This is a genomic window from Streptomyces sp. NPDC002785, from assembly GCF_040295565.1.
Taxonomy (GTDB): Bacteria; Actinomycetota; Actinomycetes; order Streptomycetales; family Streptomycetaceae; genus Streptomyces.
Genome location: NZ_JBEOVN010000117.1, coordinates 1 through 23,156, shown reverse-complemented (window position 1 = coordinate 23,156; position 23,156 = coordinate 1). Strand labels below are relative to the sequence as shown.

Annotated in this window: 25 protein-coding genes and 2 pseudogenes; 19 read left to right on the top strand and 8 right to left on the bottom strand. The window is 69.0% G+C overall.

Going from position 1 to position 23,156, the window contains the following annotated elements; translation table 11 throughout:
• Window positions 1-200: 200 nt before the first annotated feature.
• Window positions 201-689, bottom strand: a complete 489-nt coding sequence (locus ABTZ94_RS24280; protein WP_351203331.1) for a phosphatase domain-containing putative toxin — start codon at window positions 687-689, stop codon at window positions 201-203.
• A gap of 147 nt (window positions 690-836) precedes the next feature.
• Here ABTZ94_RS24280 and ABTZ94_RS24275 point away from each other — a divergent pair, with 147 nt between their 5' ends.
• Complete coding sequence (locus ABTZ94_RS24275; RefSeq protein WP_351203329.1) at window positions 837-1,358, top strand: ATP-binding protein; 522 nt, start codon at window positions 837-839, stop codon at window positions 1,356-1,358.
• Here ABTZ94_RS24275 and ABTZ94_RS37965 read toward each other — a convergent pair.
• Together ABTZ94_RS37965 and ABTZ94_RS37960 are read right to left on the bottom strand one after the other, a co-directional pair.
• Window positions 1,247-1,672, bottom strand: a complete 426-nt coding sequence (locus ABTZ94_RS37965) for a transposase (protein ID WP_502967299.1) — start codon at window positions 1,670-1,672, stop codon at window positions 1,247-1,249. The genes ABTZ94_RS24275 and ABTZ94_RS37965 overlap by 112 nt on opposite strands.
• A pseudogene (locus ABTZ94_RS37960) lies at window positions 1,566-1,832 on the bottom strand (hypothetical protein); the annotation flags it as partial. The pseudogene ABTZ94_RS37960 and the gene ABTZ94_RS37965, both read right to left, overlap by 107 nt.
• 38 nt (window positions 1,833-1,870) lie before the next feature.
• Here ABTZ94_RS37960 and argC point away from each other — a divergent pair.
• Genes argC through ABTZ94_RS24245 form a run of 5 tightly spaced genes read left to right on the top strand, consistent with a single transcriptional unit; the run spans window position 1,871 to window position 6,689 of the window.
• Window positions 1,871-2,899, top strand: a complete 1,029-nt coding sequence (argC, locus tag ABTZ94_RS24265; RefSeq protein ID WP_351203327.1) for an N-acetyl-gamma-glutamyl-phosphate reductase — start codon at window positions 1,871-1,873, stop codon at window positions 2,897-2,899.
• Entirely contained in the window at window positions 2,896-4,050 is a 1,155-nt protein-coding gene (gene argJ, locus ABTZ94_RS24260) for a bifunctional glutamate N-acetyltransferase/amino-acid acetyltransferase ArgJ (protein WP_351203325.1), read from the top strand. The genes argC and argJ overlap by 4 nt, the downstream gene beginning before the upstream one ends.
• Window positions 4,047-4,949: an acetylglutamate kinase gene (gene argB, locus ABTZ94_RS24255; RefSeq protein WP_351203323.1), complete on the top strand. Its 903-nt coding sequence runs from the start codon at window positions 4,047-4,049 to the stop codon at window positions 4,947-4,949. The genes argJ and argB overlap by 4 nt, the downstream gene beginning before the upstream one ends.
• The gene (locus ABTZ94_RS24250; protein WP_351203321.1) at window positions 4,946-6,142 is read left to right on the top strand and encodes an acetylornithine transaminase; all 1,197 of its coding nucleotides are present in this window, start codon (window positions 4,946-4,948) and stop codon (window positions 6,140-6,142) included. Before argB ends, ABTZ94_RS24250 begins: the two co-directional genes overlap by 4 nt.
• A gap of 10 nt (window positions 6,143-6,152) precedes the next feature.
• The gene (locus tag ABTZ94_RS24245) at window positions 6,153-6,689 is read left to right on the top strand and encodes an arginine repressor (protein WP_351203319.1); all 537 of its coding nucleotides are present in this window, start codon (window positions 6,153-6,155) and stop codon (window positions 6,687-6,689) included.
• 23 nt (window positions 6,690-6,712) lie between these two features.
• Here ABTZ94_RS24245 and ABTZ94_RS24240 read toward each other — a convergent pair.
• Window positions 6,713-7,339: pseudogene (locus ABTZ94_RS24240) on the bottom strand (L,D-transpeptidase family protein); the annotation flags it as partial.
• An 84-nt stretch (window positions 7,340-7,423) separates the two neighbouring features.
• Here ABTZ94_RS24240 and ABTZ94_RS24235 point away from each other — a divergent pair.
• The 4 genes from ABTZ94_RS24235 to ABTZ94_RS24220 all read left to right on the top strand — a co-directional run bounded on the left by ABTZ94_RS24235 (window position 7,424) and on the right by ABTZ94_RS24220 (window position 12,301).
• Window positions 7,424-8,620: an argininosuccinate synthase gene (locus ABTZ94_RS24235; protein ID WP_351203317.1), complete on the top strand. Its 1,197-nt coding sequence runs from the start codon at window positions 7,424-7,426 to the stop codon at window positions 8,618-8,620.
• Between the two features lie 109 nt (window positions 8,621-8,729).
• On the top strand, window positions 8,730-10,163 hold the full coding sequence (gene argH / locus ABTZ94_RS24230; protein ID WP_351203315.1) for an argininosuccinate lyase: 1,434 nt from the start codon (window positions 8,730-8,732) through the stop codon (window positions 10,161-10,163).
• A gap of 125 nt (window positions 10,164-10,288) precedes the next feature.
• Window positions 10,289-11,299, top strand: coding sequence for an aldo/keto reductase (locus ABTZ94_RS24225; protein WP_351203313.1), 1,011 nt, complete (start codon window positions 10,289-10,291; stop codon window positions 11,297-11,299).
• Window positions 11,300-11,401: 102 nt separating this feature from the next.
• Window positions 11,402-12,301, top strand: a complete 900-nt coding sequence (locus ABTZ94_RS24220) for a sigma-70 family RNA polymerase sigma factor (protein WP_351203311.1) — start codon at window positions 11,402-11,404, stop codon at window positions 12,299-12,301.
• A gap of 90 nt (window positions 12,302-12,391) precedes the next feature.
• On the opposite strand, the gene ABTZ94_RS24215 is transcribed toward ABTZ94_RS24220, so the two are convergent.
• On the bottom strand, window positions 12,392-12,916 hold the full coding sequence (locus tag ABTZ94_RS24215) for an HAD domain-containing protein (RefSeq protein ID WP_351203333.1): 525 nt from the start codon (window positions 12,914-12,916) through the stop codon (window positions 12,392-12,394).
• A gap of 82 nt (window positions 12,917-12,998) precedes the next feature.
• On the opposite strand from ABTZ94_RS24215, the gene ABTZ94_RS24210 reads away from it, so the two are divergent.
• Window positions 12,999-13,550 (top strand): TetR/AcrR family transcriptional regulator, encoded by a 552-nt coding sequence (locus ABTZ94_RS24210; protein ID WP_351203309.1) that lies wholly within the window; start codon window positions 12,999-13,001, stop codon window positions 13,548-13,550.
• Window positions 13,547-15,091, top strand: coding sequence for an MFS transporter (locus ABTZ94_RS24205; RefSeq protein WP_351203307.1), 1,545 nt, complete (start codon window positions 13,547-13,549; stop codon window positions 15,089-15,091). The genes ABTZ94_RS24210 and ABTZ94_RS24205 overlap by 4 nt, the downstream gene beginning before the upstream one ends.
• 93 nt (window positions 15,092-15,184) lie before the next feature.
• Here ABTZ94_RS24205 and ABTZ94_RS24200 read toward each other — a convergent pair whose 3' ends face one another.
• Complete coding sequence (locus tag ABTZ94_RS24200) at window positions 15,185-15,856, bottom strand: lysophospholipid acyltransferase family protein (protein WP_351203305.1); 672 nt, start codon at window positions 15,854-15,856, stop codon at window positions 15,185-15,187.
• Window positions 15,857-16,089: 233 nt separating this feature from the next.
• Between ABTZ94_RS24200 and ABTZ94_RS24195 the strand changes: the two genes are divergently transcribed.
• From ABTZ94_RS24195 to ABTZ94_RS24185, 3 genes are all read left to right on the top strand, one after another.
• A complete protein-coding gene (locus tag ABTZ94_RS24195; protein WP_351203303.1) occupies window positions 16,090-17,268 on the top strand; it encodes a glycerophosphodiester phosphodiesterase in 1,179 nt (392 codons plus the stop codon).
• 94 nt (window positions 17,269-17,362) lie between these two features.
• A complete protein-coding gene (locus ABTZ94_RS24190) occupies window positions 17,363-17,977 on the top strand; it encodes a sigma-70 family RNA polymerase sigma factor (RefSeq protein ID WP_351203301.1) in 615 nt (204 codons plus the stop codon).
• Window positions 17,968-18,471 (top strand): GNAT family N-acetyltransferase, encoded by a 504-nt coding sequence (locus tag ABTZ94_RS24185; RefSeq protein ID WP_351203299.1) that lies wholly within the window; start codon window positions 17,968-17,970, stop codon window positions 18,469-18,471. The genes ABTZ94_RS24190 and ABTZ94_RS24185 overlap by 10 nt, the downstream gene beginning before the upstream one ends.
• A 16-nt stretch (window positions 18,472-18,487) precedes the next feature.
• Here the strand turns inward: ABTZ94_RS24185 and ABTZ94_RS24180 are convergent, their stop codons facing one another.
• A complete protein-coding gene (locus ABTZ94_RS24180; protein ID WP_351203297.1) occupies window positions 18,488-18,934 on the bottom strand; it encodes a hypothetical protein in 447 nt (148 codons plus the stop codon).
• 2 nt (window positions 18,935-18,936) lie between these two features.
• Window positions 18,937-19,296, bottom strand: a complete 360-nt coding sequence (locus ABTZ94_RS24175; protein ID WP_351203295.1) for a hypothetical protein — start codon at window positions 19,294-19,296, stop codon at window positions 18,937-18,939.
• A gap of 92 nt (window positions 19,297-19,388) precedes the next feature.
• Here ABTZ94_RS24175 and ABTZ94_RS24170 point away from each other — a divergent pair, with 92 nt between their 5' ends.
• The 4 genes from ABTZ94_RS24170 to ABTZ94_RS24155 all read left to right on the top strand — a co-directional run bounded on the left by ABTZ94_RS24170 (window position 19,389) and on the right by ABTZ94_RS24155 (window position 23,098).
• Window positions 19,389-20,036: an HAD family hydrolase gene (locus ABTZ94_RS24170; protein WP_351203293.1), complete on the top strand. Its 648-nt coding sequence runs from the start codon at window positions 19,389-19,391 to the stop codon at window positions 20,034-20,036.
• A 392-nt stretch (window positions 20,037-20,428) separates the two neighbouring features.
• Window positions 20,429-21,490 (top strand): methionine ABC transporter ATP-binding protein, encoded by a 1,062-nt coding sequence (locus ABTZ94_RS24165; protein WP_351203291.1) that lies wholly within the window; start codon window positions 20,429-20,431, stop codon window positions 21,488-21,490.
• Window positions 21,487-22,158, top strand: coding sequence for a methionine ABC transporter permease (locus ABTZ94_RS24160; protein ID WP_351203289.1), 672 nt, complete (start codon window positions 21,487-21,489; stop codon window positions 22,156-22,158). Before ABTZ94_RS24165 ends, ABTZ94_RS24160 begins: the two co-directional genes overlap by 4 nt.
• Before the next feature lie 73 nt (window positions 22,159-22,231).
• Complete coding sequence (locus tag ABTZ94_RS24155; protein ID WP_351203287.1) at window positions 22,232-23,098, top strand: MetQ/NlpA family ABC transporter substrate-binding protein; 867 nt, start codon at window positions 22,232-22,234, stop codon at window positions 23,096-23,098.
• Window positions 23,099-23,156 lie beyond the last annotated feature (58 nt).

Sequence of the window (23,156 nt, the reverse complement as noted above, 5' to 3'; positions counted from 1 at the left end):
TAATCACCCGCCCACCACCGATATCTACACCTTAGACGTCACACTCTTCCCCACCCCCACGCTTTTCCTTTCTTATCCGCCCCCACGTTTAACCGCGGGCCGGGGTGGGGGGTGGAGCCACCTTCGGGGGGCTCCACCGCCGCAGTGACGGAAGCGTTCGAGTGGCCCTTGAAGCCCTCCTGCTAGTGCTCGGACCGGATCTATGCGGGTTTGAGCAGTTCCATGGTCCAGTCTCGCTGCTCTGCGGTGTCCGGGACGGCAAGCCCGCGAGCTCGTTCCAGTTGGGCCCAGGCGGTGTTGGGATCGACGCCATTGAGGATGAGGAGCGCGGCGGCGAGGAGGGATGAGCGTCCGATGCCGGCATGGCAGTGGGTGACGATGTGTGCACCCTCGTCCAGTTGTTCGGCGAGTCTCCGCAGGGTGGGCAGGATCGTGGCGAGGTCGGGGACGGTGCGGTCGGGGATCGGTATCGCGACGAACCGAAGCCCTGCGGCCACGGCTGCCCGGGGCTCGTCGGCGAGGCCGAGTTCGTCAAGCTCAGGTCGGGTGAGCGCACAGACCAGGGTGCCGACGCCGTAGGCGCTCAGCGCGGCCATATCGTGCTCGAGCCAGTCATTGCCGCGGGGTTTGGCCATGGTGCTGAGCCGTCCCGGGCCGGGGAGGTCGACGGTGAAGAGGGTGGGGCGCATGTCAGCAGCACTTTCGGTCGGTGGGGCCGCGTGGTGATCGGGCGGTCAGTGGCAGGGATCGGCCGGGTTCGGCGCGGAGCTCGCGCGGAGTCGGGCCGGCTGGGGTGGCCCGTTCCCGCGGCCCGCGCAGCGGTAGCGTCGGGTCCCGTGATCGTATGGCTCAACGGCACCCATGGCGCAGGCAAGACGACGACCAGTGCACTCGTGCAGCAGCTGATCCCGGATTCACGGGTGTTCGACGCCGAGAAGGTCGGCGAGACACTCATGGACATCACGCCGGGGCTGCCCGGGACGGACAACTTCCAGCACTGGCCGCCGTGGCGGCCGCTCGTAGTCGAGACCGCCCGCCGCGTACTCGACTACACCGGCGGCACTCTGGTGATGCCCATGACTGTCCTGGTCGAGCAGTACTGGCGCGAGATCAGCACGGGCCTCGCCCAACATGCCATTCCGGTACGGCACTTCGTCCTCCACGCTGACCAAGACACCCTCCGCGGGCGCATCGAGGGGGACACTCTTCTTGGCCCCTCCCCATTCCGTCTCAAATACCTCGAGCCCTACACCGAGGCGGCCCGCACGTGGCTGCACGGCGAGGCCGAGGTCGTCGACACCACGCACCTCACGCCCGCCCAGGCCGCCCTGCAGATCGCAGAGGCCGTCAAGAGTTGAGGTCCGCCCGCCACGCGAAAACAAATCCTGGCGTTGACGGACTCGATCGCGTTGGTGGTGCAGACGATGCGGCGGATCTCGGTGTCGAAGCGGAGGAACGGGGTGAACTCCTCCCCCGTGTTCTCCCGGAGCCGCACGATCGCCGGATACTTCCGGCCGGGCTTGAGTGGCCTTCGCGATCTCGTCCCAGTCCTGGCGGGCGGCATGGCGGAAGGAGTTCCGCAGCAGGTGGACCACGCAGGTCTGGACGGTGGTGGGGGCCAGACGGCCTCGACCGCGTCGGGCAGGCCCTTGAGCCCGTCGCAGACGAGCATGAGGGCGTCGTTCACGCCGCGGTTCTTGATCTCGGTGAGGGATGTGCATCCAGTGCTTGGCGCCCTCGCCACCGTCACCGGCCCACAGCCCGAGGATGTCCCGCCGCCCCTCGGTCGTGACCGCGAGGGCCACGTTTTCAGTCTTTGTATAAAAGTGCATTGCGGCGTATAGTCATGCCATCGACGAGGAGGATTTCGATGGTGGTACGTGCAGCAGTGGCAGGGGCGAGCGGATACGCCGGCGGGGAGTTGCTCCGTCTCCTGCTGGTCCACCCCGAGATCGAGATCGGCGCCCTCACCGCCAATTCCAACGCCGGGCAGAAGCTCGGTGCGCTGCAGCCGCATCTGCGGCCACTTGCAGACCGTGTGCTTCAGCCGACCACGCCCGAGGTCCTCGCCGGGCACGATGTCGTTTTCCTCGCCCTTCCGCATGGGCAGTCCGCCGCCGTCGCCGAGCAGCTCGGTGACGAGGTGCTCGTGGTCGACATGGGTGCCGACTTCCGGCTCAGGGACGCGGCGGACTGGGAGAAGTTCTACGGCTCGCCGCACGCCGGGACCTGGCCCTACGGTCTGCCCGAACTGCCGGGCGGGCGCCCGGCGTTGGCGGGTTCCAAGCGCATCGCGGTGCCCGGCTGCTACCCGACCGCCGTCTCCCTCGCGCTCTTCCCGGCGTACGCCGCCCACCTGGCCGAGCCCGAGGCCGTGATCGTCGCCGCGTCCGGTACCTCCGGGGCGGGCAAGGCGGCCAAGCCGCATCTGCTCGGCTCCGAAGTGATGGGCAACATGTCCCCGTACGGCGTCGGCGGCATCCACCGGCACACCCCCGAGATGATCCAGAACCTCAGCGCCGCGGCCGGTGAACCGGTCACGGTCTCCTTCACGCCGACTCTGGCGCCGATGCCCCGCGGCATCCTCGCGACGTGCAGCGCGAAGGCGAAGCCGGGCCTGAGCGCCCAGACCGTCCGTGACGTGTACGAGAAGGCGTTCGCCGACGAGCCGTTCGTCGACCTGCTCCCCGAGGGACAGTGGCCCGCCACGGCGTCCGTATACGGATCCAACGCCGTGCAGATCCAGGTCGCGTACGACGAGGCGGCGGGCCGGATCGTGGTCATCAGCGCCATCGACAACCTCGCCAAGGGCACCGCCGGCGGCGCCCTGCAGAGCATGAACATCGCCCTCGGACTTCCCGAGGACACAGGTCTTTCCACGATCGGAGTCGCACCGTGAGCGTCACGGCAGCACAGGGTTTCTCGGCGGCGGGCATCGCCGCGGGAATCAAGCAGAGCGGTAACCCGGACCTGGCCCTCGTGGTCAACCACGGTCCGCGTCGCGCCGCCGCGGGCGTCTTCACCTCCAACCGTGTCAAGGCCGCCCCCGTCCTCTGGTCGGAGCAGGTACTCAAGGGCGGCGAGGTCAGTGCCGTCGTCCTCAACTCCGGTGGTGCCAACGCCTGTACGGGTCCGCAGGGCTTCCAGGACACCCACGCCACCGCCGAGAAGGCAGCCGAGGTCCTCACCGGTCACAGCGCGGGCGAGATCGCGGTCGCATCGACCGGGCTGATCGGCACGCTGCTTCCGATGGACAAGCTGCTGCCCGGCATCGAGAAGGCGGCCGCCGCCCTCAGCGAGCACGGCGGCGAGAAGGCCGCCATCGCGATCAAGACCACCGACACCGTCCACAAGACCGCCGTCGCGAGCGGCGAGGGGTGGACCGTCGGCGGCATGGCCAAGGGCGCGGGCATGCTCGCCCCGGGTCTCGCCACCATGCTGGTCGTCCTCACCACCGACGCCGATGTGGACGCGCCGGCGCTGGATACCGCGCTGCGCGCCGCCACCCGCACCACCTTCGACCGGGTCGACTCCGACGGCTGCATGTCGACCAACGACACCGTGCTGCTGCTGGCCTCCGGAGCGAGTGGGACCACCCCGGAGCAGGACGAGTTCGCCGAGGCCGTACGGACCGTCTGCGCCGACCTCGCCCGGCAGCTCATCGGTGACGCCGAGGGCGCCTCCAAGGACATCCGGATCGAGGTCATCAACGCCGCGACCGAGGACGACGCCGTCGAGGTGGGCCGGTCCATCGCCCGTAACAACCTCCTCAAGTGCGCCATCCACGGCGAGGACCCCAACTGGGGCCGGGTCCTCTCCGCGATCGGCACGACGAAGGCGGCCTTCGAGCCGGACCAGCTGAATGTCGCCATCAACGGCGTCTGGGTCTGCAGGAACGGCGGCGTCGGCGAGGACCGCGCCCTGGTCGACATGCGCTACCGGGAAGTGAAGATCACGGCCGACCTGGCCGCCGGCACCGAGTCGGCCGTCATCTGGGCCAACGACCTCACTGCCGACTACGTCCACGAGAACAGCGCGTACAGCTCATGACCACGGCGCGGAAGCACACCGCACTCCCGAAGGCGCAGATCCTCATCGAGGCGCTGCCCTGGCTGACCCGGCACAACGGCAAGACCGTCGTCATCAAATTCGGCGGCAACGCCATGATCGACGAGGAACTGAAGGCGGCCTTCGCCCAGGACGTCGTCTTCCTGCGCCAGGCCGGCCTCAAGCCCGTCGTCGTGCACGGCGGCGGCCCGCAGATCAGTGCCCAGCTCGACAAGCAGGGCCTGGTCAGCGAGTTCAAGGCAGGTCTGCGCGTCACCACGCCCGAGGCGATGGACGTCGTACGGATGGTGCTGGCCGGACAGGTCCAGCGCGAGCTCGTCGGCCTGCTCAACCAGCACGGCCCGCTCGCCGTCGGCATGACCGGCGAGGACGCCCACACGATCACCGCCATCCAGCACAGGCCGACCATCGACGGCGAACTCGTCGACATCGGCCGGGTCGGCGAGATCACCGCCATCGACATCGGGGCGATCCAGGCACTGCTGGACGACGGCCGGATCCCCGTCGTCTCCTCCATCGCACGCTCCGCCGACGACAACCACGTCTACAACGTCAACGCCGACACCGCGGCCGCCGCACTCGCTGCCGCGCTGAACGCCGAGACGCTGATGGTCCTCACCGACGTCGAGGGCCTCTACGAGGACTGGCCGGCCAGCGACGACGTGATCAGCCGCCTCACCGCCACCGAGCTGGAGAAGCTGCTTCCCGAGCTGTCCAGCGGCATGGTGCCGAAGATGCAGGGCTGCTTGCACGCCGTACGCAACGGTGTCGAGACCGCCCGCGTCATCGACGGCCGGGTCCAGCACTCGATCCTGCTGGAGATCTTCACCGACGAAGGAATCGGCACGATGGTCGTGCCCGACGCACAGGGGGAGTCATGAGCAACCAGGAGCTCTCGCAGCGCTGGAGCCACGCGCTGATGGACAACTACGGCACCCCCCAGCTCTCCCTCGTCCGCGGCGAAGGCGCCCATGTGTGGGATGCCGACGGCACCGAGTACCTCGACTTCGTCGGCGGTATCGCCGTGAACGCACTGGGCCATGCCCACCCCGCCGTCGTCGAGGCGGTCTCCACCCAGGTCGCCTCCCTCGGCCACGTCTCCAACCTCTTCATCGCACCACCGCCCGTCGCCCTCGCCGAACGGCTGCTTCAGCTCTTCGGCCGCAACGGCAGGGTTTACTTCGCCAACTCGGGCGCCGAGGCCAACGAGGCCGCCTTCAAGATCGGCCGGCTGACCGGGCGGACCCACATGGTCGCCACCGACGGCGGCTTCCACGGCCGGACCATGGGCGCACTCGCGCTGACCGGCCAGCCCAAGAAACGCGAGCCCTTCGAGCCGCTGCCCGGCGATGTCACACATGTCCCGTACGGGGACGCCGAGGCGCTGCGGGCCGCCGTGACCACCGACACCGCGCTGGTGATCGTCGAGCCCATCCAGGGCGAGAACGGTGTGGTCGTGCCGCCCAAGGGCTACCTGGAGGCCGCCCGGGAGATCACCCGGGCCACCGGCACCCTGCTCGTCCTGGACGAGGTGCAGACCGGTATCGGCCGCTGCGGCCACTGGTTCGAGCACCAGGCTCACCAGGGCGTCGAGCCCGACATCGTCACCCTCGCCAAGGGCCTCGGCGGCGGACTGCCGATCGGCGCGACCGTCGCGTTCGGTCCGGCGGCCGATCTGCTGAAGCCGGGCCAGCACGGCACGACGTTCGGCGGCAACCCGATCGCCTGCGCCGCCGGTCTCGCCGTCCTGGACACTCTGGCGACCGATGGCGCCCTGGACCAGGTGAAGCGGCTCGGCGAGAAGATCCGGGACGGCGTGGAGGGGCTGGGGCACCCTCTGGTCTCCCACGTCCGCGGCTCCGGTCTGCTCCTGGGTATCGTGCTCACCGAGCCCCTCGCACCACAGGTGCAACAGGCGGCTCAGGGAGCCGGAATCCTGGTGAACGCACCCGCCCCCGATGTTCTGCGGCTCATGCCGGCGCTGATCATCGGTGACACGGAGGTCGACGCGTTCCTCCAGGCGCTGCCCGGCGCTCTCGACGCGGCAAAAGGGGACGGACGATCCGGAGAATGAGGCGACGACGATGACCGAGGCGCAGGAAACCGAGCACGGCGGGCCGTCCGTGCCGCAGACCCGCACCGCACGCCACCGCCGGATCGTGGACATCCTGAACCGGCAGCCGGTGCGCTCGCAGAGCCAGCTGGCCAAGATCCTCGCCGACGACGGGCTGAGCGTCACCCAGGCGACGCTCTCCCGCGATCTGGACGAGCTGGGCGCGGTGAAGATCCGCAACACCGGTGGCGAGCTGATCTACGCGGTGCCGAGCGAGGGCGGTTTCCGTACTCCGCAGGCACCGCTGGGTGAGTCCGCGAAGGAGGAGCGGATGCGACGCCTCTCCGCCGAACTGCTCATCTCGGCGGAGGCCTCGGCCAACCTCGTGGTGCTGCGTACGCCTCCCGGCGCGGCCCAGTTCCTCGCCTCCGCCATCGACCAGGCCGAACTGCACGACATCCTCGGCACCATCGCGGGTGACGACACGCTGATGCTGATCAGCCGTGACCCGGCGGGCGGCCAGGCGCTCGCCGACCACCTGCTGCGACTGGCCCAGAACGAGCGCTGAGCGGCCGGGGTATCCCGCGTCCGTCAGTAGCGCGTGATCGCGGTCGGGCCCGAACGGGTCCCGATCGCGATGTGCGGACTGCGGGCCGGGTCCACCCAGTCGAGAATCCGGTCCATCGCGGCCGCCGGCAAGGAGACACAACCGGCAGTCGCACCGCGCCCGTTGACGTGGAGGAAGATACCGGCGCCACGCCCCCGTACCGGACGCTCGTAGTTGAAACCGATGACGAGCGCGCGGGCATACTGCGTCGGATACGCGGCCAGGTGCTCCGACTCACCCGCCCGGCAGTCCGCGGGCCGCGGCTCCACCCAGCGGTTGTAGGCCCGCGCCTCGGTGTCCTCGCACCACCACGACCGGCTGTTGACCCGGCGGTACGGGTATGCGGTTGTGGCCGGTGCCGCCTTGACGCCGAAGGCGTACGGCAGGTCGTACAGGCCGGTGGGAGTGGTGTCGGTGCCCTGCTTGCGCGACGCCCCCTCGGCCAGGCCCTTCGCGCCGAACCGGGCCGGTGCGGACCCGCCCTTCACCCAGATGCCCCGGCGCAGATTCCACCAGGTGACGGTGGACGTGGTGGAGCCCGTGTCCGGGGCCTCGGCCGTGATCAACTGGGTACCGCCGCCAGTGTCGGCCATCCGTTCCGGGAGAGCCGGGGGCCGCTCACCTGCACCTTTGACAAATCATACGGAGGACTGCATAGTTATACCCATCAGTGATTGCACCGTAAGGAGAAACCCGTGACCGAGCGCGTCGTACTCGCCTACTCGGGCGGCCTGGACACCTCCGTCGCCATCGGCTGGATCGCCGAGGAGACGGGCGCCGAGGTCATCGCCGTTGCCGTGGATGTCGGCCAGGGCGGCGAGGACCTGGACGTCATCCGCAAGCGCGCGCTCGCCTGCGGTGCCGTCGAGGCCGAGGTCGCGGATGCCAAGGACGAGTTCGCCGAGGAGTACTGCCTCCCGGCGATCAAGGCCAACGCCCTCTACATGGACCGCTACCCGCTGGTCTCGGCCCTCTCCCGGCCGACCATCGTCAAGCACCTCGTCGCCGCCGCCAACAAGCACAACGCCGGCATCGTCGCCCACGGCTGCACCGGCAAGGGCAACGACCAGGTCCGCTTCGAGGCCGGTATCTCCGCGCTCGGCCCCGACCTGAAGTGCATCGCCCCGGTCCGTGACTACGCGATGACCCGGGACAAGGCGATCGCCTTCTGCGAGGAGAAGAACCTCCCGATCGCGACCACCAAGAAGTCCCCGTACTCCATCGACCAGAACGTCTTCGGGCGTGCCGTCGAGACGGGCTTCCTGGAGGACATCTGGAACGCGCCGATCGAGGACATCTACGAGTACACCGAGAACCCCTCCACCCCGCGTGAGGCCGACGAGGTCGTCATCTCCTTCAAGGAGGGCGTGCCCGTGGCCATCGACGGCAAGCCCGTCACCGTCCTGCAGGCGATCCAGCAGCTCAACCAGCGGGCCGGCGCCCAGGGCATCGGCCGGATCGACATGGTCGAGGACCGCCTCGTCGGCATCAAGTCCCGCGAGGTGTACGAGGCCCCCGGCGCGATCGCGCTGATCACCGCCCACCAGGAGCTGGAGAACGTCACCGTCGAGCGCGAGCTGGCCCGCTACAAGCGGCAGGTCGAGCAGCGCTGGGGCGAGATGGTCTACGACGGCCTGTGGTTCTCCCCGCTCAAGCGCGCCCTGGACGGCTTCATCAACGAGGCCAACCAGCACGTCACCGGCGACATCCGGATGACCCTGCACGCCGGCCGTGCCGTCGTCACCGGCCGGAAGTCCAGCGAGTCGCTGTACGACTTCAACCTGGCCACCTACGACTCGGGCGACACGTTCGACCAGTCCAAGGCGCAGGGCTTCATCGAGATCTTCGGCCTCTCGTCGAAGATCGCCGCCAAGCGCGACCTGCAGGCATAGCCTGACGTAGACCTCGCCCGACCCCCAGTAGTCACGTCACCGCCTCCCCGTCCCTCTGTGCGGGGAGGCGGCTGCACATCCACCCCCTTGTTCTTCCGAGGAGCACGCAGTGAGCAACGGCAACGGCAACAGCGACGTACGCCTCTGGGGCGCCCGCTTCGCCGACGGTCCGGCCGAGGCGCTGGCCAAGCTGTCCGCCTCCGTCCACTTCGACTGGCGGCTCGCGCCGTACGACATCGCCGGCTCCCGTGCCCACGCGCGCGTGCTGAACAAGGCGGGTCTGCTCACCGAGGACGAGCTGAACCGTATGATCGCCGGTCTCGACCAGCTCGAAGCCGATGTCGCCGACGGTTCGTTCACCGGCACCGTCGCGGACGAGGACGTGCACACCGCGCTGGAGCGCGGCCTGCTCGAGCGCCTCGGCCCGGACCTCGGCGGCAAGCTGCGGGCCGGCCGGTCCCGGAACGACCAGATCGCCACGCTCTTCCGGATGTACCTGCGCGACCACGCCCGGATCATCGCCGGTCTGATCGCCGAGCTCCAGGGCGCTCTGGTCGGCCTCGCCGAGGCGCACCCGGACGTTGCGATGCCCGGTCGTACGCATCTGCAGCACGCCCAGCCGGTGCTCTTCGCTCATCACGTCCTGGCCCATGTGCAGTCCCTCTCCCGGGACGCCGAGCGGCTGCGCCAGTGGGACGAGCGGACCGCTGTCTCCCCGTACGGCTCCGGCGCACTGGCCGGGTCGTCCCTCGGGCTCGACCCGGAGGCGGTCGCCGCCGACCTCGGCTTCGAGCACGGTTCCGTCGCCAACTCCATCGACGGCACGGCCTCCCGTGACTTCGTCGCCGAGTTCGCGTTCATCACCGCGATGATCGGCGTCAATCTCTCCCGGATCGCGGAGGAGGTCATCATCTGGAACACGAAGGAGTTCTCCTTCGTCACCCTGCACGACGCCTTCTCCACCGGCTCTTCGATCATGCCGCAGAAGAAGAACCCGGACATCGCCGAGCTGGCCCGCGGCAAGTCCGGCCGGCTGATCGGTAACCTGACGGGCCTGATGGCCACGCTGAAGGCCCTCCCGCTCGCGTACAACCGCGACCTCCAGGAGGACAAGGAGCCGGTCTTCGACTCCTGTGACCAGCTCGAGGTCCTGCTGCCCGCCTTCACCGGCATGATGGCCACGCTCACCGTCAACCGCGAGCGCATGGAGGAGCTGGCTCCGGCCGGCTTCTCGCTCGCCACCGACATCGCGGAGTGGCTGGTCAAGCAGGGCGTGCCGTTCCGCGTCGCGCACGAGGTCGCGGGCGAGTGCGTCAAGGAGTGCGAGCAGCACGGCATCGAGCTCGACGAGCTGACCGACGAGCAGTTCGCGAAGATCTCCGAGCACCTCACCCCCGAGGTCCGCACGGTCCTCAATGTGTCCGGTGCGCTCGCGTCCCGCAGCGGCCGCGGCGGTACGGCCCCGTCGGCCGTGGCCGTCCAGCTCGCCGAGGTCAAGGCCGACCTCGAGGCCCAGCAGGCGTGGGCCACCGCGAAGGACTGACAGCGAAGAACCGGCACCGCCGAAGGCGGATCGAGGCGGGGAGCGGCCGTACGCTTCCCGCCTTTCGGTTTTCCCGGGCTGAGTTACGTTGACGGGGAGCGCACCCGATCGACGAGGAGCCCACGATGCCTTTCGCCCTTCCCCAAGCTCTCGGCTTCGCTCGACCAGGGGAGGCCCCATCGGCCACAGCGACGACTCCGACCGCCCACATCGGGCTCGGCCTGGCAGCAGTCGGCAGGCCCGGCTACATCAACCTCCACCGCGACCGCGATCTGCCCGGGGACCGTAGCGTCGAGGCGCTGCGCGAGCGTACCCACGAGCTGCTGGATGCCGCCTATGCGCAGGGCGTCCGCTACTTCGACGCGGCCCGCTCCTACGGCCGTTCGGAGGAGTTCCTGGCCAAGTGGCTGACGGCGCGCCCGGAAGTGCGCGATGTCGTCATCGGCAGCAAGTGGGGCTACGCCTACACCGCCGACTGGAGCGTCGAAACCGAGGTGCACGAGGTCAAGGACCACAGCCTCGCCATGTTCGAACGCCAGCGCGCAGAGACCGACTCGCTGCTCGGTGACCGCCTCGACCTCTACCAGATCCACTCCGTGACCGCCGAAAGCCCGGCCCTCACAGACAAGGAGCTGCACGCACGGCTCGCCGTACTTGCCGCGGAGGGGGTCAGTGTCGGCGTGTCCACCAGCGGACCTGCCCAGGCCGACGCCATCCGGGCCGCTCTTGCCGTCACGGTCGGCGGCGAGCCGCTCTTCCGTACGGTCCAGGCCACCTACAACGCCCTGGAGACCTCGGCCGGAGCGGCGCTCGCCGAGGCCCATGACGCCGGGCTCACCGTGATCGTCAAGGAAGCCATGGCCAACGGCCGGCTCGCCGGAACGGAAGCCCCCGCCGTTGTCCAGGAGATCGCCGCCGAGGCCGGCCTGGGCAGTGACGCGGTCGCCCTGGCGTTCGTACTGCACCAGCCATGGGCCGGTGTGGTGCTCTCCGGTGCGGCGACCGTCAACCAGCTCGCCGGAAACCTGCACGCGGCCGTCGTCGACCTCGACGTGGAGCGGCGCGCCCGGCTGGATGCGCTCGTGGAGGAACCGGAGGCGTACTGGCGGCACCGCGCCGGGCTGCCGTGGAGCTGACCGGGCGCGCCCGGCGCCGGTGACGCGGCGCTGATTCACCTGTCACATCGACGAGGTCCGGTTCGTCATCGCATTGACGGAACACTACGGAGGAATGTGACTGTGGACGGAATCGAGTTCCTGGCAGAACGCTTCGAGGAGAACCGGACTCAGCTGAAGGCCGTGGCCTACCGGATGCTCGGCTCGACGGGCGAGGCGGATGACGCGGTCCAGGAGGCCTGGATCCGGCTCAGCCGTTCCGACAGCCGGGCGATCGAGAACCTGAGCGGCTGGCTGACGACGGTCGTCGGGCGGGTGTGTCTGGACATGCTCCGCTCCCGCCGCTCCCGCCGCGAGGAGCCTCTCGACACACCGGCACCCGAGGCACGCGCCCCCGAACCGGTGCTTGGCGCTCAGCCGGATGCCGATCCCGAGCAGCAGGCGCTGATGGCCGACTCGGTCGGTCTCGCGATGCTGGTCGTCCTCGAAACGCTCGACCCCGCCGAGCGGCTCGCCTTCGTACTGCATGACATGTTCGCCGTGCCCTTCGACGAGATCGCCCGCATCGTGGACCGCACGCCGGCCGCGGCCCGGCAGCTCGCCAGCCGGGCCCGTCGCCGGGTGCAGGGAGCGGACCCGGATCCGGACCCCGACCTCACCCGCAAGCGTCAAGTCGTCGACGCCTTCCTGGCCGCCGCCCGCGGCGGTGACTTCGAGGCCCTCGTCGCCGTGCTCGCCCCGGACGTGGTGGTGCGCTCCGACAGAGGCGCCGGTGGTGTCGGAGCGCCGTCCCTGGTGCGGGGTGCCGCGGCCGTGGCCCGTCAGGCGATGATGTTCGCGCCGTTCGCCCAGTCGTCGCAGCCCGCACTGGTCGACGGGGACCTGGCCGTCATCTCGACGCGCGAGGGCCGGTGGTTCGCGGTCATGATCTTCACGATCGCGGGGGGGAGGGTTGTCGGGATGTCCGTGATCAACGACCCGGCCCGCCTCCCCGACCTCGATCTGACCGTCCTCAACGACTGACAGTGATGATGTTCGTGGTGGCGCCGCTGATGGGTCCGGCCCGGGGTGGGCGGCACCGGGTGACCCTGGGCGGGCGGCCGTACGGTGTGCTCAGTGTCCGCTGCCCCGGCGGCCGTCCGCCCACACGGCCAATTTCTCGAAATCGGCCGACAGCAGTCCGATCCGCGGGTCGATCCACAGCAGCAGCGTCTCGGCCGCTCCCTGCCCCGAGATCCACTCCCGGTCCTGCTCGGCGATCTCGTCGTCGACCCAGGCGAACGGCCGGCCGGCCGCGTACTCCACGACGTACTGCGTCTTCCAGTACGTACCGTCCGGCGCGCCGCCATGCATCGACGGCCAGTCGATGTACGGCAGTGGGGGCAGCCCGAGCCGCGGCCCGATCCACGCGTTGGCCTCGTTCTTCCAGGTCGTCGCCCAGACCAGTTCGTAACGGCCGGTGAGGGCCAGCAGCGCCTGGCCGTGTTCCGGGTTGAGCAGGACGGGCAGCGGCGGCCCGTAGTCCCACCCCGTGGGACGCATCAGATGCATCGCATAGCCGTCCGGGACCCGGCGGAGCATCAGTGCCGCGTACGGATTGAGCGGACCGTCGATGTCGATCAGCAGCAGCGGCTTCATGTCGACATCGTCCTCTCTCCGCTCCATGGAGGGCGACGCCTTCGATGAGACGTTTTTGTCTCAGATGGTTTATCGTCGTCTCATGACACTTGACCGTGAGCAGGTGCTGCGCAGTGCCGCCGCCCTGCTGACCCGTAAATCGACCGCCACCATGGACGAGGTCGCCAAGGCCGCAGGCATCGGACGCGCCACTTTGCACCGGCACTTCGCCGGACGGGACACCCTGGTCAAAGCGTTGGAGAACCTGGGAATCCAGGAGTTCGAAGCGGCCCTCGACGACGCCGCGCTCGACGAGGGGAGCTGCGAGGAGGCGCTGCGCCGACTCGTCGCGGCCGTCGAGCCGAGCGCCGGACTGCTCTCGTTCCTCGTCAACGAGAACCAGCTCTTCGAGGGCGACGAGGTGAACGAGGGCTGGAACCGGCTCGACGCCCGGGTCTCCGCCTTCTTCCGGCGCGGCCAGGAGCGCGGCGAGTTCCGGATCGACCTCACCCCCGCCTGGCTGACCGAGGCCCTCTACGGACTCGTCTCCACCGGAGCCTGGGCCGTCCAGGTGGGCCGGGTCGCCGGGCAGGATTTCCAGTACATGATCGTCGAGTTGCTGCTCGGCGGTGCACGTCGGAGCGTGGAGCAATGAGCGGTCTCGAACAGCACACGGAAACCTCCCAGGAGCTGCGCCGTCCGGGGCGGTGGATCGCCCTGGCCGTCCTCGTCCTCGCCGTGCTGCTCGTGGCCGTGGACGCCACAGTCCTCGGCCTCGCCACCCCCTACCTCACCGAGGACCTCAAGCCGTCCGGCACCCAGCTGCTCTGGATCGGCGACGTCTACTCCTTCGTCATCGCCGGGCTCCTCGTCTCCATGGGCAGCCTCGGTGACCGCATCGGCCGCAAGAAGCTGCTGCTGACCGGCGCCGTCGCCTTCGGCGCGGTCTCCGTGCTCAATGCGTACGCGAGCACGCCCGAGATGATGATCCTGGCGCGGGCGCTGCTCGGTGTCGCGGGTGCCACCCTGATGCCGTCCACGCTCGCCCTGATCCGCAACCTCTTCCACGATCCGCGCGAGCGCAGCCTCGCCATCGGTATCTGGGGAGCCATGGCCTCCGCGGGTGCGGCCGTGGGACCCGTCGTCGGCGGGTTCCTCCTGGAGCACTTCTGGTGGGGCTCGGTCTTCCTGATCAACTTGCCGGTCATGGCCGTCCTCGTGGTCGTCGGCATCAAAATGATTCCCGAGTCGAAGAATCCGGCACGGGGCCCCTGGGACCTGGTCAGCGTGGCACTTTCCTTCATCGGCGTGATCGGAGTCGTATACGCCATCAAGGAGCTGGCCGCGCACGGCACGAGCTGGGGGATCGCCGTCACCGGCATCGGCGGCCTGGCCGCGCTCTTCTGGTTCGTACGCAGGCAACTCACGCTCCCCGCACCCCTGCTGGACATGCGGCTCTTCCACCACCGGGGTTTCTCGGGTGCGGTCCTCGCCGATCTGCTGACCATCCTCGGTCTGTCCGGGCTCGTCTTCTTCCTCTCCCAGTTCCTGCAACTGGTACAGGGACGCGGGCCGCTGGAGGCCGGGCTCGCCGAACTGCCCGCAGCCGTCGGTGCGGTCACCGCGGGTCTGCTCGCGGGCCTGGCAGCCCGGCGCTACTCGGTGCGGTCGGTGGTGTCCGGCGGTCTCGCGGCCATCGGCCTGGCGCTCGCCGTGGTCACCCTGATCCACAAGGAGACCGCCTATCCGCTGATCGGCGCGGTGCTGCTGGTCGTCGGCGTCGGTGCGGGCTTCGCCTTCACCGTCACCTCCGATGTGATCCTCTCCAGCGTCCCGAAGGAGCAGGCGGGCTCCGCGGGCGCGGTCTCGGAGACGGCGTACGAACTCGGCGCGGCCCTCGGCATCGCCCTGCTCGGCTCCATCGTCACCGGCGTCTACCAGGACTTCGCCACTCCGAAGGGCGTCCCGTCCGCCAACGCCGCAGCGGCCCATGAATCGCTGGGCGGCGCCGTCGAAGCGGCCCACGGCCTTCCGGCACAGCAGGCGAGCGCACTGGTCTCCGCGGCACAGGAGTCGTTCGTCGACGGACTGCGGCTCGCCGCGGGTGTCGGCGCAGCGGTCCTGCTGGCGACGGCCGTCGCCGCCTGGTTCCTGTTGCGCGGTCAGAAGCTGGAGGACGGCATCGTCCACCAGTAGCCGACCGCTCTTCGGGCCATAGGCGTGGTGACGACATACGGAAGGGCCGCCCTACCAGGCGGCCCTTCCGTATGTCCCGCGCCGCGCGTCAGCTCACGCGGCCTTGACCTTCGTCGCGTACATGTCGACGTACTCCTGACCGGACAGCCGCATCACCTCGGCCATCACGGAGTCGGTCACCGCCCGCAGTACGTAGCGGTCGCGGTCCATGCCCTCGTAGCGGGAGAACTCCATCGGCGCACCGAAACGGACCGTCACCTTGCCGGGACGGGGCAGACCGGTACCACCGGGCTGCAGCTTGTCCGTACCGATCATCGCGAACGGCACCACCGGCGCACCCGTCATCAGCGTCAGCCGGGCGATGCCTGTACGGCCCCGGTAGAGGCGGCCGTCGGGGGAGCGGGTGCCCTCCGGGTAGATGGCGAACGCCTTGCCCTCCTCCAGCACCCGACGGCCCGTCATCAGTGCCGCGACACCGCCGCGGCCGCCGTCACGGTCCACCGGGATCATGCCGCAGCCCGTGAAGAACCAGGCCATCGCCCGGCCCTTGAGCCCCTTGCCCGTCACGTACTCGTCCTTGCCGATGTAGGAAACCTGTCGGTCGCAGCAGATCGGCATGATCATCGAGTCGATGAACGTCAGATGGTTGCCCGCGAGGATCACCGGACCGTCCCCGGGAATGTTCTCCACACCCTCCACCTGGGGGCGGAACATCAGACGCAAGATCGGTCCGAGCACTGCCTTGATGAGTGCGTGTCGGGACAACGGTTCCTCCGGTGTAGTGGCCGGGCCGGCCGAGGCGCGGGATCGTGACGTTCCATGCAGGTGAGGACGATACTCGCGGGAACTCGCCCATCGCACATCGGGTTCATCGAGTGGATACGCGGTGTCGACGTGAGTTTCCGCCATGTTCGTCCAGGAGCTGCTCCTCCGACGGTACGACTCTCTACGCTCGGGCCTCGCCGACAGGCGCCAGACATCACACGCGAGGAGCATTCATGACAGCGCGCGCGCAGGCAGGTCCCGGCCGCAGAACCCTGCTGGGAGCGGGAGCCGCCGTACTGGGCACGGCCGCCGTCGGACTGGCCGGCAGCCCGGCCGACGCCGCCGGCAACGCCTCCGAACGGGCCGGCGGCCCCGGCGGCGGTCATGGATTCCGCCTCGACCTGCCGGTGCCCACCGTCATCGGACACCGCGGCACCAGCGGCTACCGACCCGAGCACACCCTCGGCTCCTACCAGCTGGCCCTCGACATGGGCGCGCACATCATCGAGCAGGACCTGGTGCCGACCAAGGACGGCCACCTCGTCTGCCGTCACGAGAACGACATCACCGCCACCACCGATGTCTCCGCCCACCCCGAGTTCGCGAGCCGCAGAACCACGAAGAAGGTCGACGGGGTCTCCCTCACCGGCTGGTTCACCGAGGACTTCACCCTCGCCGAACTGAAGACGCTCCGCGCCAAGGAGCGCATCCCCGGCACCCGTCAGAAGAACACGCTCTACGACGGCCGCTGGGAGATCCCCACGTTCGAAGAGGTGCTCCGGTGGGCCGACCGCGAGGGCCGCAAGCGCGGCAAGCAGATCTGGCTGTACGTCGAGACCAAGCACCCCACCTACTTCCGCAGCCTCGGCCTCGGACTCGAAGAGCCCCTCGCCAAGCTGCTGCGCCGCTACAACCGCCACCGCAAGCAGTCGCCGCTCATCCTCCAGTCCTTCGAGCCCGGCAGCATCCAGCGGCTGGCCGGACTCGTCGCCACCCCGCGCGTCGTACTGCTCTCCGGCGCGGGCGAGCGGCCCTGGGACTTCGTGACGTCCGGCGATCCGCGTACCGTCGCCGACCTGGTGAAGCCCGAGGGCCTGAAATGGATGGCTTCCTTCGCCCAGGGCATCGGACCCACCCTCGACCTGATCATTCCCAAAGACGCCTCGGGCCGGCTCACCGCACCGACCGCCCTGGTGAAGGACGCGCACGCCCAAGGGCTGGTCCTGCACCCGTACACCATGCGCAACGAGAACAGCTTCCTGCCCGCCGACTTCCGACGCGGCACGGACCCCAACGCCTACGGTGACGCATTCGGTGCGTTCCAGGCGTACTTCGCTACGGGTATCGACGGGATCTTCTCCGACAACCCGGACACCGCTCTTCTCGCCGCGGAGGACTTCGCCGCGAAGTGACACCGGCGTCAGCACCCGGCCGGGGCGTGCCCCGGTCGGGTGGTGCCCGCCGGGTGAGGCAACCGGCCGTCGGCACAGGTGCGTCGGCCGGGGCATGACGCTTTTCGATCTTGCCCCCACAGGGACCGCCGCCGCCCCCGCGGCCGTCGTCCATGCCCTGTATCCGCTGGTGAGCGCCGAGGCCACGGCCGAGGCGGCCGCCTCGGCAACGGGCGCGGCGATCGAACCCGCCGATCTCGAACAGGCCGTCTGGCTGCGGCTGCTGGAGCGGCTGGCGCAGGACGGGCCGCCGGTGGACACGGCGCGCTGGGTGCGGCACGCCGTACGGGCGGAGGCCCGCCGGGCCCGCCGCACCGTCCGATACGAACGCCCCTACCGTGACGAGACCTCCGCGGATCCGGCCGGCTGCCCGGAGCGGATCGCCGTCGGCGCCGACGAACGCCGGGCGCTGCGCGCCGCGGTGGACCGACTGCCCGGCCGGTGTGCCCAGCTGCTGGCGGCGATGCTCTCGCCCGGTGATCCCACCTACCGGGAAATCGCAGGGAAGTTGGGTATGTCACAGGGGAGTTTGGGTCCGATCCGTTCCCGATGCCTTGGATGTCTGCGCAGAATGCTCGCGGCGGAGGTTGTAGCTCCTGAACTGCGGGGAAAGGAGCGTGAGAAACAATCGATGGATCAGGTGGGCGGAGGCATGCGCACATGGGCATGAGCGTGATCATCTCGGCGGCGACGGCACAGGACGCCGAACAGATCTTGAAACTTCAGTACCTCTGCTTCCAGAGCGAGGCGGAGCTGTACGGGAACTACCGGATCGACCCGCTCGTCCAGACCCTCGATTCGGTGCGCGCGGAGATCGCCACGAATCTGGTGTTCGTGGCGCGGCTGGGTGACGAAGTCGTCGGTTCGGTCCGTGGAGCCACCGATCAGGACGGCACCGGGCAGATCGGGAGGCTCTGCGTCCACCCGCGGCTCCAGGGGCACGGGCTCGGCGCCCGGCTGCTGCGGGCCGCCGAGTCGGGACTCGTCGACGAGCGGTCGGCCACCCGCTTCCGGCTGCACACCGGGCATCGCAGCGAGGGTAATCTGCGGCTCTATCGGCGGGCTGGTTACGCCCCCGTGGGCATCGAGACGGGCCAGGACGGTGTCCGGATGATCCTGCTGGAGAAGGACGTGGCCGCGCCCGTCTACGTGGCCAGCGCTTAGGGCCGGTCACGCGTTCTCACTCGGCCCACGGGTTTTTCGCTCGGCGCAGCCACATCATCCCGGTGATCGGCAGGATCACCGGGATGAACAGATAGCCCATGCCGAAGTCGGACCAGACGGTGGCGTCCGCGAACGCCGAGGGCTCCACCATCGTCCAGGTCCCCACGACCAGCACACCCAGGAGCTCAGCGGCGCAGCACACCAGCGCCGACCTGCGCGCCTTCTCGCCGCCGCGCACCAGCGAGTACGTGATGAATCCGTACACGACAGCGGCGGCGGCCGACAGCACATAGGCGAGCGGCGCCTTGTCGAAGTCCAGGATCATCTGGACGATCGAGCGGGAGGCCGCCGCGACAGTGAACACCCCGTAGAACCAGACCAGTACCCGGCCGGGACCGGTGCCCAGGTCGAAGGGCTGCTTCTCGCCGGTGGCCGCTGCGGAGGTGCGATCGGTGTCGGTCACGGTCAGTTTCCCCAGATGTCGTAGAGCCGTACTTCGAGGACGGCCAGTACGACCGCGCCCGCCGCCACCGTCACCGAACCCCATCGGGTCCGCTCGGTGAGCGACAGGAAACCGGCCGCGGGCACGGCGAGGAAGGCCCCGATCAGGTACGCGATGAAGATCGTCATGCCCTGCTCGGGCCGCTCGCCCCGGGACAACTGCACGATGCCCACCACCAGCTGGGCCAGCGCCAGCAGCGAGACCACGGCCATCGCGATGAAGTGCCAGTCCTTGGTCGGCTGGTCCCGGTATGCGGCGAATCCGCACCAGGCGGCGAGGGCGAGCGCGGTCACGGCGACCGCGATCGTCAGGGCGTCAAGCATGAGGTGAGGGTATTACGGACCAAAGGGCCCCCTGCGTGCGCCCCCGTACCCGGAGGACATGGCCCGAAGGCAAGGCTCTAGTGTCGATGCACATGAAGATCCATGCCGAAGCCCTGCTGTTCGACAACGACGGAACACTGCTCTCCTCGATCGAGTCGGTGTACCGCTGCTGGACCAGGTGGGCCCAGGAGTACGGCATGACGGCGGAGGACTTCCAGGGTGTCGAACTGCACGGCCGGACGGCCGGCGAGATCATCGCCGAGTTGCTGCCCGCCGACCGGGTCGACGGGGCCCTGGCCCGCATAGAACAGCTGGAGATCGAGGACGCACCCGGCGGAGTCATGATTCTGCCCGGCACCAAGGAGCTGCTCGGTGCGCTGCCCGCGCACCGATGGGCCGTCGTCACCTCCGCCACCCGGCCGCTCGGCGAGGCCCGGCTGCGCGAAGTGGGGGTCGACTTCCCCGTGATGGTCGCCGCCGAGGATGTCACCCGGGGCAAGCCCGACCCCGAGCCCTACCTCCTGGCCGCCAGGTGCCTCGGTGTCGACCCGGCCCGCTGCGTGGTCTTCGAGGACGCCCCCGCCGGACTGCGGGCCGGGCGGGCGGCAGGCATGAAGACCGTGGCCTTGGCCACAACGCATGACCGTTCCGAGCTGGACGCGAACGTCGTCGTCGATAACCTCTCCGCCGTATCAGTGCAGGTCACGGCCGAGGGGATGGAAATCACGACAGTCGGCTGAACCGGCTCGCACCACCATCCACGGCTGTCCGCCATACGGACATACGGGTCGAGTGGAACGCTACGTCTGTTTTACTTGCCGCATGACCACGACGAGCAACCGCATCCTTGCGACCGAGGCGATCACGACGCCCGGTGCTCGTTGTATGTGTCGAATGCGCGCCTTCTGAGGGCCCCTGCCTGAGCCTCGCGCCCCGAAGCGAGACCGAGCCCGAGCCGTCCGCATCCGGCGGAACGAGCCTGCCCGAGCACCGCTGCCCGGCCACCCATGGCTCAGCCGTGCCGAGACCCCCGCTTGGAACGTCCGATCGAAACGTCCAACCAGTCTCATCAGACGAATGCCCCGTGCCCGGCGGACACCGCGCCGCGCACTCGACAGTGACGGAAACCCCTGTGATCACCACTTCGGGCCTCACGAAGGTCTACCAGTCGCGCGGCCGCGAGGTCACCGCCCTGGACGGCGTCGGCCTGCATGTCCGCGAGGGCGAGGTGTACGGCGTCATCGGACAGAGCGGCGCCGGAAAATCTTCCCTGATCCGCTGCATCAACCTCCTGGAACGCCCCACCTCCGGCACCGTGACCGTGGCCGGCCAGGACCTCACCGCCCTTGCCGGGCGAGGCCGCCGGGCCGGCAAGGAACTGCGTGAGGCGCGCAGCCGCATCGGCATGGTCTTCCAGCACTTCAACCTGCTGGCCTCGCGAAACGTCCAGGACAACGTCGAACTCCCGCTGGAGATCCTCGGCGTCGTTGGCAAGGACCGCTCCCGCAAGGCCCTCGAACTCCTCGACCTGGTAGGGCTCGCCGACAAGGCCAAGGCCTACCCCGGCCAGCTCTCCGGCGGTCAGAAGCAGCGCGTCGGCATCGCCCGCGCGCTCGCCGGAGACCCCAAGGTGCTGCTCTCCGACGAGGCGACCTCCGCCCTCGACCCCGAGACCACCCGCTCCATCCTCCAACTGCTGCGCGACCTCAACCAGCAGCTCGGCCTGACCGTCCTGCTCATCACGCACGAGATGGACGTCGTCAAGACCATCTGCGACTCCGCCGCGCTGATGCGGAAGGGGCGCATCGTCGAGTCGGGCACCGTCGGCGAACTGCTCGCCACCCCCGGCTCCGAACTGGCCCATGAGCTGTTCCCCGTCGGCGGTACGGCCTCCGGCCCCGATCGCACGGTCGTCGACGTCACCTTCCACGGCGAAGCCGCGACCCAGCCGTTGATCTCGCAGCTCTCCCGTACGTACAACATCGACATCTCGATCCTGGGCGCCGCGATGGACACCGTCGGCGGCAACCAGATCGGCCGGATGCGCATCGAGCTGCCCGGCCGCTTCGAGGAGAACGTCGTCCCGATCGGCTTCCTGCGCGAGCAGGGCCTCCAGGCCGAGGTCGTGGAGCACGACGCCGCCTCCATCCCCGTACAGACCCCCGCACCGCTGACCAAGGAGGTGGCGAAGTGACCTGGTCCGAAATGCAGCCGCTGCTCACCCAGGGAACCGTCGACACCCTTTACATGGTGCTCTGGTCCGCGGTCGTCACCGTTCTCGTGGGGCTGCCGCTCGGCGTCCTGCTGGTCCTCACCGACAAGGGCGGACTGCTCCGGAACACCCCGGTGAACAAGGTCATCGGCGTGATCGTGAACATCGGCCGCTCGCTGCCGTTCATCATCTTGCTGATTGCCCTGATCCCCTTCACCACCTGGGTCGTCGGCACCTTCATCGGCCCGACCGCGATGATCGTGCCGCTCGCCGTCGGTGCCATCCCGTTCTTCGCACGGCTCGTCGAGACGGCCGTCCGCGAGGTCGACCACGGGCTCGTCGAGGCCGTCCAGTCGATGGGCGGGTCCATTCCGACGATCGTCCGCAAGGTGCTGCTGCCGCAGGCACTGCCCTCGCTCATCTCCGGCGTCACCACCACCGTCATCGTGCTCATCGGCTACTCCGCGATGGCCGGCGCGGTCGGCGGCGAGGGGCTCGGCTCCAAGGCCGTCACCTACGGATTCCAGCGCTTCGACAACCAGTTCATGCTCATCACGGTCGCGCTGCTGATCGTCATCGTGACCGTGATCCAGCTGATCGGCGACACGGCCGTACGCCTGCTGGCCCGCCGGGGCCGCACCACCACCTGAGACTTCCTCTCCACTCAAGCCCGAACTCCTTGTCCGGGCGCACCACCTTCACCACCAGAAAGAGGCACTTTTCGTGCGTAAGAACATCAAGATCACCGCAACTGCCGCCGCCACCGCCGCCCTTGCCCTCGGCCTCACCGCCTGCGGCACGTCGTCCGACCCGGCGTCCAAGAGCGAGACCGGCGCCAAGGCCGACACCTCCAAGGCGCTCGTCGTCGCCGCGTCCCCGACGCCGCACGCCGACATCCTGAACTTCGTCAAGAAGAACCTGGCGGCGAAGGAGGGCCTCAAGCTGGAGGTCAAGGAGTTCACGGACTACGTCCTGCCGAACACGGCCACCGAGACCGGCCAGGTCGACGCCAACTTCTTCCAGCACCAGCCGTACCTCGACGACTTCAACAAGAAGAACAACACCCACCTCGTCTCCGTCGGCACCGTCCACCTGGAGCCTCTCGGCCTCTACTCCAAGAAGGCCAAGGCCATCGCCGACATCAAGTCCGGCCAGACGATCGCGGTGCCCAACGACACCACGAACGAGGGCCGCGCCCTGCAGCTGCTCGCCGAGAAGGGCCTGATCACCCTTAAGGCCGGCGTCGGAACCGATGCCAAGCTGAGCGATATCACCGACAAGAAGGGCCTGCAGTTCAAGGAGCTGGAGGCCGCGACCGTGCCCCGCGCCCTGAACGATGTGGACGCCGCCGTCATCAACGGCAACTACGCCATCGAGGCCAAGCTCAAGCCCTCCAAGGACGCCCTGGCGCTGGAGAAGGCCGACAGCAACCCGTACGCCAACATCATCGTCGTGAAGAAGGGCAACGAGAAGGACACCCGCGTCCAGAAGCTCGTGAAGCTCCTCCACTCCGACGAGGTCAAGAAGTTCATCGAGGACACCTACCAGGGCTCGGTCGTCCCGGCCTTCGGCACCGCCGCCAAGTCCTGACATCTGTACGGAATCTGCCCGACGGAGCCCCGCGCACCCCATCAGGGGGGCGCGGGGC